Annotated in this window: 12 protein-coding genes and 1 tRNA gene; 11 read left to right on the forward strand and 2 right to left on the reverse strand. The window is 37.8% G+C overall.

Annotated elements, in window-relative coordinates:
* Positions 1 to 23: 23 nt before the first annotated feature.
* The 5 genes from NMM19_RS07490 to NMM19_RS07510 all read left to right on the forward strand — a co-directional run bounded on the left by NMM19_RS07490 (position 24) and on the right by NMM19_RS07510 (position 4871).
* A complete protein-coding gene (locus NMM19_RS07490; protein WP_178895479.1) occupies positions 24 to 1064 on the forward strand; it encodes an acyltransferase in 1041 nt (346 codons plus the stop codon).
* Between the two features lie 15 nt (positions 1065 to 1079).
* Entirely contained in the window at positions 1080 to 2366 is a 1287-nt protein-coding gene (gene murA / locus NMM19_RS07495; protein ID WP_178895478.1) for a UDP-N-acetylglucosamine 1-carboxyvinyltransferase, read from the forward strand.
* Entirely contained in the window at positions 2353 to 2547 is a 195-nt protein-coding gene (locus NMM19_RS07500) for a DNA-directed RNA polymerase subunit beta (protein WP_178895477.1), read from the forward strand. Before murA ends, NMM19_RS07500 begins: the two co-directional genes overlap by 14 nt.
* A gap of 46 nt (positions 2548 to 2593) precedes the next feature.
* Positions 2594 to 3421: a DNA/RNA non-specific endonuclease gene (locus NMM19_RS07505; protein ID WP_178895476.1), complete on the forward strand. Its 828-nt coding sequence runs from the start codon at positions 2594 to 2596 to the stop codon at positions 3419 to 3421.
* A gap of 118 nt (positions 3422 to 3539) precedes the next feature.
* Positions 3540 to 4871, forward strand: a complete 1332-nt coding sequence (locus NMM19_RS07510) for a hemolysin family protein (protein ID WP_178895475.1) — start codon at positions 3540 to 3542, stop codon at positions 4869 to 4871.
* An 84-nt stretch (positions 4872 to 4955) separates the two neighbouring features.
* Here the strand turns inward: NMM19_RS07510 and NMM19_RS07515 are convergent.
* Positions 4956 to 5026: transfer RNA gene (locus NMM19_RS07515), tRNA-Cys, on the reverse strand.
* A gap of 179 nt (positions 5027 to 5205) precedes the next feature.
* On the opposite strand from NMM19_RS07515, the gene NMM19_RS07520 reads away from it, so the two are divergent.
* The 6 genes from NMM19_RS07520 to NMM19_RS07545 all read left to right on the forward strand — a co-directional run bounded on the left by NMM19_RS07520 (position 5206) and on the right by NMM19_RS07545 (position 12039).
* On the forward strand, positions 5206 to 7185 hold the full coding sequence (locus NMM19_RS07520; protein ID WP_254730739.1) for a peptide ABC transporter substrate-binding protein: 1980 nt from the start codon (positions 5206 to 5208) through the stop codon (positions 7183 to 7185).
* Between the two features lie 65 nt (positions 7186 to 7250).
* On the forward strand, positions 7251 to 8747 hold the full coding sequence (locus NMM19_RS07525; protein ID WP_178895474.1) for an ABC transporter permease: 1497 nt from the start codon (positions 7251 to 7253) through the stop codon (positions 8745 to 8747).
* Positions 8747 to 9673 (forward strand): oligopeptide ABC transporter permease OppC, encoded by a 927-nt coding sequence (gene oppC / locus NMM19_RS07530; protein WP_006150281.1) that lies wholly within the window; start codon positions 8747 to 8749, stop codon positions 9671 to 9673. Before NMM19_RS07525 ends, oppC begins: the two co-directional genes overlap by 1 nt.
* 8 nt (positions 9674 to 9681) lie before the next feature.
* The gene (locus tag NMM19_RS07535; protein WP_006150205.1) at positions 9682 to 10749 is read left to right on the forward strand and encodes an ABC transporter ATP-binding protein; all 1068 of its coding nucleotides are present in this window, start codon (positions 9682 to 9684) and stop codon (positions 10747 to 10749) included.
* Positions 10750 to 10759: 10 nt separating this feature from the next.
* Positions 10760 to 11686: an ATP-binding cassette domain-containing protein gene (locus NMM19_RS07540; RefSeq protein WP_178895473.1), complete on the forward strand. Its 927-nt coding sequence runs from the start codon at positions 10760 to 10762 to the stop codon at positions 11684 to 11686.
* 152 nt (positions 11687 to 11838) lie between these two features.
* A complete protein-coding gene (locus NMM19_RS07545; protein ID WP_178895472.1) occupies positions 11839 to 12039 on the forward strand; it encodes a mechanosensitive ion channel protein MscL in 201 nt (66 codons plus the stop codon).
* A gap of 242 nt (positions 12040 to 12281) precedes the next feature.
* Here NMM19_RS07545 and NMM19_RS07550 read toward each other — a convergent pair.
* The coding region (locus NMM19_RS07550; RefSeq protein ID WP_254730742.1) for an SIALI-17 repeat-containing surface protein at positions 12282 to 12920 on the reverse strand (639 nt) is incomplete at its 5' end.

The raw sequence follows: 12920 nt of genomic DNA on the forward strand, positions 1-12920 counted from the left end.
AGATATTTGGAGAAAGAGATTTAATGGATATTGTAATCTTATTGTTGATAACGCTATTACTTTATTTGTTGCCTCAAAACAAGGAGTATCTCAATGTTAAGTCCACATCAGGTCTTAGAGGTTTTTTAGCTTTAGGAATAATATTTCATCATATATCACCATTGGTTAAAACTGGTGAGGAGTTTTCTAATTTTTCGTATATGGGGACCTATATCGTTTCTATATTTTTCTTTTTATCTGCATACGGGTTGTATGTTCAAAATGAAAGCAGAGAAAACTATCTGGATAATTTTTTAGTAAAAAGACTTTCCAAAATTATAGTTCCATTTTTTATTATATCTTTGATTTATATGTTTTATAGATTCGTAAATGGTCAATTAATTGATTTAAATTTCTTTATTAATTTATTTAAACAAGGAAGTACTATTATCTATAATGGTTGGTTCGTAGACATTATAATTTTAATGTATATATTTTTTTATTTATCGTTTAAGTTTTTTCAAAATAAGTTCTTGTCTATTGTTTTCAATACAATATTTATAATCTGTTACATCTGCTTGGCTATAAAGTTAGGTTATAATTTTTGGTGGTATAATAGCGTTCTTGCCTTCGCTATTGGCCTAATATGGGCTAAAAATCAAAATAAAATTGATAGATTTTTAGAAAAATATTACTTTATCGTAATTGTTTTAGTCACTGTGTTACTCTTTGTTTCACATAGATACGATATTTTACTTAAGTATTTACACATAGAAGATAGCTATAGTTATGCACTAGCTGCTAATTTAGATAATATTATTTTTACAATCTATTTTATTATAGTTTTTTTGAAAAAAATAAATTTTTCAAATGTCTATTTAAATTTAATTGGTCGTATATCGTTTGAATTATATATGATACATGGATTAGTAATTTCTATGTTAGCAAAAATATTTGTGTCATCTAGAGTAAACGATGTACTATTCACATTATTTGTGTTGATAATTAGTCTGATTTTGGCGTGGATTGTTAATAAAATAGATAAAAGGATTATTCAAAAAGTAAGTCTAATACAAAATCAATAGTAAAGGAAAATATCCATGGAAAAAATTGTAGTTCAAGGTGGAGATAATCGCCTAGTTGGAAGTGTTACGATTGAAGGTGCGAAAAATGCAGTTTTACCACTACTTGCGGCGACTATTTTAGCAAGTGAAGGAAAAACAGTTTTAAAAAATGTTCCGATCTTATCAGATGTCTTTACCATGAATCAAGTGGTTCGTGGATTAAATGCGAAAGTGGACTTTGATCAAGAAGCACATATTGTTGAAGTTGATGCGACAGATGATATCACAGAAGAAGCACCTTATAAGTATGTTAGCAAGATGCGTGCGTCTATTGTAGTCTTGGGTCCAATTCTAGCTAGAGTTGGTCATGCTAAAGTTTCCATGCCAGGTGGCTGTACGATTGGTAGTCGTCCGATTGACCTTCACCTTAAAGGTTTGGAAGCAATGGGGGCTAAGATTACCCAAACAGCTGGTTATATCGAAGCTAAGGCAGAACGCTTGCATGGAGCCCATATCTATATGGACTTTCCTAGTGTTGGGGCAACCCAAAACTTGATGATGGCTGCAACGCTAGCTGATGGCGTAACTGTTATCGAAAATGCTGCGCGTGAACCTGAAATTGTAGACTTGGCTGTCTTCTTGAATAAAATGGGAGCTAAAGTCAAAGGTGCGGGAACAGAGAGCATTACCATCACTGGTGTTGAAAACTTGCATGGTGCAACCCATAACGTTGTTCAAGACCGCATCGAAGCAGGGACATTCATGGTTGCTGCTGCAATGACAGGTGGAGATGTCCTGATTCAAGATGCTATCTGGGAACACAACCGTCCCTTGTTGGCGAAATTACAAGAAATGGGTGTTGAAGTCATCGACGAAGATGAAGGAATCCGCATCCGTTCTCAACGAGACAAACTAAAAGCAGTTCATGTCAAGACCTTACCACATCCAGGGTTTCCTACGGACATGCAGGCGCAGTTTACTGCTCTTATGACGGTTGCTCAAGGAGAATCGACTATGATTGAGACAGTCTTTGAGAATCGCTTCCAACATCTAGAAGAAATGCGTCGCATGGGCTTGCATTCTGAGATCATCCGTGACACTGCTCGTATCGTTGGCGGGCAACCTCTCCAAGGGGCAGAAGTGCTGTCTACGGACCTTCGTGCCAGTGCAGCCTTGATCCTGACAGGTTTAATAGCTGAAGGTGAGACTGTTGTTGGGAAACTTGTCCATTTGGATAGAGGTTATTATCGTTTCCATGAAAAATTAGCTCAGTTAGGGGCTAATATTGAACGGGTAAGTGTGGAAGCTGATGAAGATGAATAAAGAAGTATCTTATGTGCTACGTCGATTTCTATTGGTCATTATTGTTTTGCTTCTAGGGATTTTGGCGCTTGGAATTGGCTTGATGATTGGCTATGGTATCGTAGGAAAAGGTCAAGATCCGTGGGCAATTTTGACACCCGATAAATGGCATGAACTGATTGCAAAATTTACAGGGAAATAGGCTGGGGAACCGGCCTTTTTCTAAGGATAAAAAATAAGGAGGAAACATGAATAAAAAAACCAGACAGGCCCTCATAGGTCTCCTGATTTTTCTACTTTTGTCGGCAGGAAGTTACTACATAAGAGAAATGCAGGCTTCCAATAATACACCACAAACACAGGTACAGCAAAAGTCAGAGTCACCTGATACTCCTAGTCAAGAATTGGCTGAGAGTGTATTGACTGATTCGGTCAAAAAACAAATAAAGGGATCCCTTGAGTGGAATGGAGCAGGTGCCTTTATTGTAAATGGGAACAAAACCAATCTAGATGCTAAGGTATCAAGTAAACCCTATGCTGATAATAAAACTAAAACTGTAGGTGGTGAGACCGTTCCTACCGTAGCCAATGCTCTCATGTCAAAAGCAACTCGACAGTATAAGGATCGCGAAGAGACGGGTAATGGTTCGACCTCTTGGACTCCAGCAGGCTGGCATCAGGTCAAGAACCTAAAAGGAAGTTATAATCACGCTGTAGATAGAGGACATTTATTAGGCTATGCCTTGATTGGTGGTCTAGATGGCTTTGATGCATCTACTAGTAATCCTAAAAACATCGCTGTACAAACAGCCTGGGCCAACCAAGCTCGCGCAGAAGATTCAACAGGACAAAACTATTATGAAGGTTTAGTTCGAAAAGCGCTAGATAAGAATAAACGAGTGCGTTACCGCGTTACGCTACTGTATGCGACAGAAGAGGACCTAGTACCTTCTGCCTCTCAAATTGAAGCAAAATCCTCTGACGGAGAATTGGAGTTTAATGTAGTAATTCCTAATGTTCAAAAGGGAATTCGGTTAGATTACCGAACAGGGGAAGTTACGGTTACAAAAGACTAATAAATAGATAATCCCTTATCGTTTTGATAGGGGATTTACTATAGAAATCGAAAATTAATGTGTAGAAATTGAAAAATATGGTATAATAGTCTCAATTATACTTTTTAGGAGAAGGAAAATGGAAGACCCGAGCAGTCAGGATTTGTTACTGCAGTTTGTATTATTAGTTGTTTTGACCTTTTTAAATGCTTTTTTCTCTGCGACAGAGATGGCTATGGTTTCCCTTAGTCGTTCACGTGTTGAACAAAAGGCTGAAGAAGGTGATAAACGTTATATCCGTTTGCTAAAGGTACTTGAAAACCCAAATCACTTTTTATCAACCATTCAAGTTGGGATTACTTTAATTACAATCTTGTCAGGGGCTAAACTTGCAGACTCTCTTGGACAATTGATAGCCTCATGGATGGGGAATAGCGAAACTGCGCATGCAATCGCAAGCTTCCTGTCACTTGCTTTTTTGACCTATATTTCAATCGTTTTTGGTGAACTTTATCCTAAACGCATTGCTCTAAATCTAAAAGATGCCTTGGCAATCCGAACAGTGCCATTTATTATTGCTCTCGGTAAGATTGTGAGTCCCTTTGTTTGGATGCTATCAGCATCAACCAATCTCTTGAGTCGTTTGACACCAATGACATTTGACGATGCAGATGAAAAAATGACTCGGGATGAGATTGAGTATATGCTTACCAATAGTGAAGAAACTTTGGATGCGGATGAAATCGAAATGTTGCAAGGAATTTTCTCACTAGATGAGCTCATGGCACGTGAAGTCATGGTTCCTCGAACAGATGCCTTCATGGTAGATATCCAAGATGACACTCAGACCATTATCGAAAGTATTTTAAAACAAAACTTTTCTCGAATTCCTGTCTATGATGATGACAAGGACAACGTGATTGGTTTGATTCACACCAAGAGTCTGCTAAAAGCGGGTTTTACCGATGGTTTTGATAATATTGTATTGAAAAAGATATTACAGGAACCTCTCTTTGTACCTGAAACTATTTTTGTTGATGATTTGTTAAAAGAACTGAGAAATTCACAAAGACAGATGGCTATTCTTCTTGATGAATACGGAGGAATGGCTGGTTTGGTAACACTCGAGGACCTCCTTGAAGAGATTGTTGGTGAGATTGATGATGAGACTGACCGTGCTGAAGTCTATGTTCATACTATCGGCGAGGGCACTCATATTGTCCAAGGGACAATGAATTTGAACGATTTCAATGATTATTTTGATGTCGAGCTTGAAAGTGACGATGTAGATACCATTGCTGGTTATTATTTGACTGGTGTGGGAACTATTCCAACATCAGAAAAACTCAGTTATGAGTTAGATAGTGGCAACAAGCATATCACCTTGACAAATGACAAGGTAAAAAATGGTCGTGTCACCAAGCTTAAGGTTCAAATTCAAGAACTTGAATCAGAAGAAGAAACTGAATAAAACAAAAGCTTTATCAGAGAATACTGATAAAGCTTTTTAAGTGCAAAAAAGAAAAGACTCCGTTAGGAGTCTTCGTTTATATAGAGGCGGTAGACGGATTTGAACCGACGATCAAGCTTTTGCAGAGCCGTGCCTTACCACTTGGCTATACCGCCTTAACTTTTATTATTATACCTTGAAAATTGTTTCTCGTCAATAGTTTTCTTTTCTGAAAACATAAGATTCAAATGTTTAAAAAAACATGCGACAAAATATTCTGAAAATTCGTTTACTTTTTAAAAAAACTGTGGTATAATCTTCAATATCCACAATTTAAAACGAGGAGTTTAAAAATATGAAAAAAAGTCGGATTCTTGCGGTAGCGGGTGTTGCGCTACTTGCTACAGGTGTTCTTGCAGCTTGCGGTTCTTCAAAATCATCAAATGCTGAAGCACCAAAGGCTTATGGCTATACTTATACTGCTGACCCAGAAACATTGGACTACCTAATTTCTGGTAAACAAAGTACAAAAGTTGCTACTTCAAATGGTATCGATGGTCTCTTTACAAATGACCAATATGGAAATCTAACTCCTGCAGTCGCTGAAGACTGGTCAGTATCTCAAGATGGATTGACATATACATACAAGATTCGTAAAGGTGTAAAATGGTTCACATCTGATGGTGAAGAATATGCAGAAGTAACTGCAAATGACTTTGTTACAGGTTTAAAACACGCAGCTGACAATAAATCAGCCGCTCTTTACCTAGCACAAAATTCTGTTAAAGGATTGGCTGACTATATATCAGGGAACAATACAGACTTTTCTGCAGTAGGTATTAAAGCTGTTGATGATTACACTCTTCAATATACATTGAACAAACCTGAACCATACTGGAACTCTAAATTATCTTATGGAATCTTCTGGCCTTTGAATGCAGAGTTTGAAAAATCAAAAGGTAAAGACTTTGGTAAAGCGACAGATCCAACATCATTGCTTTACAATGGTCCATTCTTGCTTAAGGGATTGACAGCTAAGTCTTCTATCGAATTTGCAAAGAATGATCAGTATTGGGATAAAGACAATGTTCACATCGATACTGTAACACTTTCTTACTATGATGGTTCAGACCAAGAGTCACTTGAGCGTAACTTTACAAATGGTGCATATAGTTATGCACGTCTCTTCCCTACTAGCTCAAACTATTCTAAAGTAGCAGAAACATATAAAGATAATATCTACTATACCCCACAGGGAGCTGGTATTGCTGGTTTAGGTGTTAACATTGACCGTCAAAGTTATAAATATACATCAAAAACAACTGACGAGGAAAAGACTTCTACTAAGAAAGCTCTTCTTAACAAAGACTTCCGTCAAGCTTTGAACTTTGCTTTTGACCGTACTGCTTATTCAGCTCAGCTAAATGGTAAGGATGGAGCCGCCCTTGCTGTTCGTAACCTCTTTGTCAAACCTGACTTTGTTTCTGCTGGAGATAAGACATTTGGTGACTTGGTTACTGAGAAAGTTGTTTCTTATGGTGATGAATGGAAAGACGTAAACTTTGCGGATGCTCAAGATGGTCTTTACAATGCTGATAAGGCTAAAGCAGAACTAGCTAAAGCTAAAAAAGTCCTTGAAGCAGATGGTGTAAAATTCCCAATCCACTTGGATATTCCAGTTGACCAAACATCTAAAAACTATATCGCTCGTATCCAATCATTTAAACAATCTGTTGAGACGGCTTTGGGTACAGATAATGTAGTTATCGATATTCAACAAATCACTACAGATGAATTACAAAATGCCACATACTACGCAGCTAGTGCGGCAGCAGAAGATTGGGACCTTTCAGGTGCTGTTGGATGGAATCCAGACTATGATGATCCATCAACATACCTTGATATCTTGAAAACAACTAACAGTGAAACAACTAAGTCCTACATGGGCTATGATAATCCATCAAACCCAGCGGTTGCTCAAGTTGGTTTGAATGATTATGACAAATTAGTTGATGATGCAGCTAGTGAAACAACCGATCTTAATAAACGTTATGAGAAATATGCAGCAGCTCAAGCTTGGTTGACAGATAGCTCACTCTTCCTTCCAGCTATGTCTTCTTCAGGAGCAGCACCAATCATTTCTCGCGTAGTACCATTCTCAGCATCTTATACTCAATCTGGTGATAAAGGTTCAGATGTTTACTTCAAATATCTTAAATTGCAAGCGAACACTGTAACTGCTAAAGAGTACAAAGAAGCTCGTGAAAAATGGCTCAAAGAAAAAGCTGAATCAAACGAGAAAGCTCAAAAAGAATTAGAGAGCCACGTGAAATAAATAATGCTCATTAGAACTTTCTCTCCAAAAGGAGAAGGTTCTTTTGGGATTTTAAAGGAAATAATATGAAAAAATATGTTTTTATGCGTATCTTGCGGTCGTTAGTTTCTATCTTTTTAGTAACGACCTTGATTTACACAATCATCTATACGATGGTTCCACGGAAGTTGATCTTCAAACAAGATACTAACTACAATAAAATTGCAACTACAGCTGATAAACGCGATAACTATGAAAATACCGTTTATGAGCGTATGGGTTATATCGAATATTACGATACAAAAGAGTTGCAGGAAAAAGCTAGTAGCATTGACCCTTCTGTTACAGTAGATGCAAATGATACAAATAAAGCTATCTATGAAAAATACATCCAACAACTTGGGAACGGTTGGACTTTAGGTGAGTTTACAGAGAGCGGTCAATTCTATGCTACTCGTGAAATCCCTATTTTCGAGCGTGTGTTCAAATTCTATGCAAACTTGCTTGATATTGACCATACAAACAAGATTCAAGACCCAGAAAATCCTAACTTAGAGCGTTATTTGCGTTTTGAAAACGATCCAGCTATTGGATGGTCTTTAGTAGGTTCAGGGACTAAACATAAATACCTCTTGTACTTCAACAGTCAGTTCCCATTTGTTCATCAGAACTTTGTGAACTTGAACCTAGGAGATTCTTACCCAACTTATGCCAATACTCCTGTACTTCAAGTTATCACACAAGGTCAAGGACAAACGAAGACTTCTGAAGTTCAATTCCCAACTGGGAAGAAAACTTCATCAGTCAATATCTACACAAGAACTTATAAATCACCAAGTCAGGCGGATGCACGTGAAGTAGCGAACTACGGTAAAGGTGATCCATATACAGCTACTGAAAGCAACTATCAGTATCCATCTATGATTACCAGTTCTGCTATTGCTGGTTTGATTGGCCTTGCAATTTCGTATGCGATTGCGGTTCCACTTGGTTCTGCAATGGCTCGTTACAAGAATACTTGGATTGATAGTTTCTCTACAGGAGCTTTAACATTCTTACTTGCTCTTCCAACTATCGCTCTTGTCTATATCATTCGTTTGATTGGTTCTTCAATTGGACTCCCTGATTCATTCCCTATCTTGGGTGCTGGAGACTGGCGTTCATATGTACTACCTGCAGTTATTCTTGGTTTACTTGGTGCTCCTGGTTTGGCTATCTGGATTCGTCGTTACATGATTGACTTACAATCACAAGACTTTGTTCGTTTTGCACGTGCAAAAGGTCTTTCTGAGAAAGAAATTTCAAACAAACACATCTTTAAAAATGCCATGGTACCACTTGTTTCAGGTATTCCTGGTTCTATTATCGGTGTTATTGGTGGAGCTACTCTTACTGAAACAGTCTTCGCCTTCCCAGGTATGGGTAAAATGTTGATTGACTCTGTAAAAGCGTCAAATAATAACATGGTTGTTGGTCTAGTTTTCATCTTTACTTGCGTCTCAATCTTCTCTTACTTAATTGGGGATATTTGGATGACAATTATTGACCCACGTATTAAGTTGACAGAGAAAGGAGGCAAATAATGTCTACAATTAGTAATGATAAATTTCAGTTTGTAAAACGCGATGACTTTGCCTCTGAAGCAATTGATGCTCCTGCCTACTCATATTGGGGTTCTGTTTTTAGACAATTTTTGAAAAAGAAATCAACCATCATCATGCTTGGTATTTTGATTTCAATCGTTTTGATGAGTTTCATCTACCCAATGTTTTCTGATTTCGACTTCAATGATGTAAGTAAGGTAAATGATTTTAGCGCTCGCTACATTAAACCAAATGCGGAACATTGGTTCGGTACAGATAGTAATGGTAAGTCTCTTTTTGATGGTGTCTGGTTTGGAGCCCGTAACTCTATCTTGATTTCCGTTATTGCGACCTTTATCAATATTGTAATTGGTGTTATTGTCGGCGGTATCTGGGGTATTTCAAAATCAGTTGACCGCGTCATGATGGAAGTTTATAACGTTATTTCCAACATCCCACACTTATTGATTGTTATCGTCCTAACATACTCAATCGGAGCAGGTTTCTGGAATTTGATTTTTGCCATGAGTGTAACGACTTGGATTGGGATTGCCTACTCAATTCGTATCCAAATCATGCGTTACCGTGACTTAGAGTACAACCTTGCTTCACGCACACTCGGAACTCCAACATACAAAATTGTCATTAAAAATATCATGCCACAATTGGTATCTGTTATTGTTACGACTACATCACAAATGCTTCCAGCATTTATCTCATATGAAGCCTTTCTATCATTCTTTGGACTTGGATTGCCTATTACAGTACCAAGTTTAGGTCGATTGATTTCAGATTACTCACAGAACGTAACAACAAATGCATACCTCTTCTGGATTCCATTGACAACTTTGGTCTTGGTATCCTTGTCACTTTTCGTAGTTGGTCAAAACCTAGCGGATGCTAGTGATCCACGTACACATAGATAGGAGTAGACATGACAAAAGAAAAAAATGTAATTTTGACTGCTCAAGATATTGTCGTGGAATTTGATGTTCGTGACAAAATTTTGACAGCTATTCGTGGAGTATCTCTGGAGTTGATTGAGGGCGAAGTGCTTGCACTCGTTGGAGAATCTGGTTCAGGGAAATCTGTTTTAACAAAAACTTTTACAGGAATGTTGGAAGATAATGGTCGTATTGCGAACGGTAGTATTCTTTACCGTGACCAAGATTTGACTGAATTTTCTTCTCATAAAGATTGGGAGCAAATTCGTGGTGCGAAGATTGCAACGATCTTCCAGGACCCGATGACCAGTCTTGACCCAATCAAAACAATCGGAAGTCAAATCACAGAAGTTATTGTTAAACACCAAGGGAAAACGGCTCAAGAAGCAAAAGACTTGGCGATTGACTATATGAATAAGGTTGGTATCCCTGACGCTGAGAGACGTTTTAATGAATATCCATTCCAGTATTCTGGAGGAATGCGTCAACGTATTGTTATTGCGATTGCCCTTGCGTGTCGTCCAGATGTTTTGATTTGTGATGAACCAACAACAGCCCTTGATGTGACCATCCAAGCTCAGATTATTGACTTGTTGAAAACACTTCAACAAGAATACCACTTTACAACTATCTTTATCACACACGACCTTGGTGTTGTAGCAAGTATTGCTGATAAAGTTGCAGTTATGTATGCTGGTGAAATCGTTGAGTATGGTACAGTTGAAGAAATCTTCTACGATCCACGTCACCCATACACATGGAGCCTCTTATCAAGTTTGCCACAGCTGGCTGACGATAAAGGAGAATTGTATTCAATTCCGGGAACACCTCCATCACTGTATACTGAATTGAAGGGAGATGCTTTTGCTCTTCGTTCAGATTATGCGATGAAGATTGATTTCGAAGAAAAAGCTCCTCAGTTTGCAGTATCTGATACTCACTGGGCTAAAACATGGTTGCTTGATGAACAAGCTCCAAAAGTTGCAAAACCAGCAGTAATTGCAGATTTACACGATAAGATTCGTGAAAAGATGGGCTTTGCTCATCTTGAGGACTAGGAGGAAGGAAATGTCTGAAAAATTAGTAGAAGTTAAAGACTTAGAGATTTCCTTCGGTGAAGGAAGCAAAAAGTTTGTAGCCGTTAAAAATGCAAACTTCTTTATCAACAAAGGCGAAACATTCTCACTTGTTGGAGAATCTGGTAGTGGTAAGACAACAATTGGTCGTGCCATTATCGGTCTTAATGATACCAGCAAGGGAGATATCATCTTTGATGGTAAAAAAATTAATGGTAAAAAATCACGTGAACAAGCAGCGGAATTAATCCGTCGCATTCAAATGATTTTCCAAGACCCAGCTGCAAGTTTGAATGAACGTGCGACAGTGGACTATATCATCTCTGAAGGTCTTTACAACCACCATTTATTTAAAGACGAAGAAGAAAGAAAAGAAAAAGTTCAAAATATCATTCGTGAAGTGGGACTTTTGGCTGAACACTTAACTCGTTATCCTCATGAGTTCTCAGGTGGACAACGTCAACGTATTGGGATTGCCCGTGCTTTGGTTATGCAACCTGACTTCGTTATCGCGGATGAGCCAATCTCAGCCTTGGACGTTTCTGTACGTGCCCAAGTTTTGAACTTGCTCAAGAAATTCCAAAAAGAATTGGGCTTAACCTATCTCTTTATCGCCCACGATTTGTCAGTAGTTCGTTTTATTTCTGATCGTATCGCGGTAATTTATAAGGGTGTCATTGTAGAAGTGGCTGAAACTGAAGAATTGTTTAACAATCCAGTTCATCCATATACACAAGCACTTCTATCAGCTGTTCCTATTCCAGATCCAATCTTGGAACGTAAAAAAGTTTTGAAAGTCTATGATCCAGATCAACATGACTATGAAACTGACAAACCTTCTATGGTTGAAATTCGTCCAGGACATTATGTTTGGGCTAACCAAGCAGAATTGGAACGATATAAAAAAGAAATTAAATAATGAAAAGTTTTATAATCTTCCTAGTATTATTCTAGAAAGGTTATGAAACTTTTTTATTTTGCAGATAAAAGCTTGATTATCTATAAAAAATTGATATACTGAATACAATGAAAACAGAATAGTAATAGTCGGAGTAATCAAGGGAGAATCGCATGGATCAACAACCAAATTTTTTTACAGGAATAGCTAGAGCGATTGGGATATGCCTCTGGGTAAAAGGAATGGAAGTACTGACTGAGAAGAAGGAATCTGAGCCAAAAGTCATAGAGCTTGCTAAATTTCTTACGGCTTATAAAATGATATCTACTCTGCCTTGGATTGCGGGACTTCCTAGAAAGGAAGATAAAAAATGAAATTTATTTGGGATATTTTATTTTATATCATAGTCAAGCCACTAATCGCCATTCTAGAATTCATTTGGTATCACATTTGTTTAATTTTTTATGAATTCCTTTTGAATTTGTTATATTCGATTTTTAACTGGATTTATAACTGGCTTTTTAGTTTATTTTAAAATACTCTGAAATAAATCAAAAGGATGAGTAATTTACTCATCCTTTTTCTATTTATCTAAATCTTTATAGATTTATTGGGATCACTCTTTTTTGCCTTTAAGCAAGAAGGCAGCAGTTAAGGCTAGACTGAGACTTGCCATGAAGAGGAGTGGGCTAGACTCTTCTCCAGTAGCAGGAAGCTGCTTGTCATTTGTAGAATTTTCACCATTGAACTGGTTTTTATTAGCTAATGGACTAGCTTCTTCGACTTGACTTGAGCTTGGTTGTTGGGCTTCTGTTTCAGTCCTGTAGATGATAGCATAAGTAGTCAAATCAAGGGTGAGAAACTCAAGCATGCCATCACGAATTGTGAAATCTTGTGATTTCAAGTCTTTTTCTGAATTGAAACGATAGAATTCCTGGACTGTACCAGAAATTGGTAATCGAACCAGTACAGCACCTTTTGCTTGGATTGGTTGACCATTTTCATTCTTGAGTTGAATGTTGTAGGCATCATATTTCTTGCCCAAGAGTTCTTGCTTGTCTACTTTCTGGATTTCAAGATAACTTGCTTCACCTAGCTCAGTTGCTCCACTGATGACTTGAACTCCGGTAGCCTGGTCTTTTAAGGCTTTGAGTTTAAACTCAGGAAGAGAGATGATAGGAGCCGCTTGGTCGCTCGCAGTACCGATAGGGCCAGTGTATTCAGGAATATCCACGATAGGAGCCGCTTGGTCGCT

The organism is Streptococcus sp. CF8_St5-17, assembly GCF_024295665.1.
GTDB lineage: Bacteria > Bacillota > Bacilli > Lactobacillales > Streptococcaceae > Streptococcus.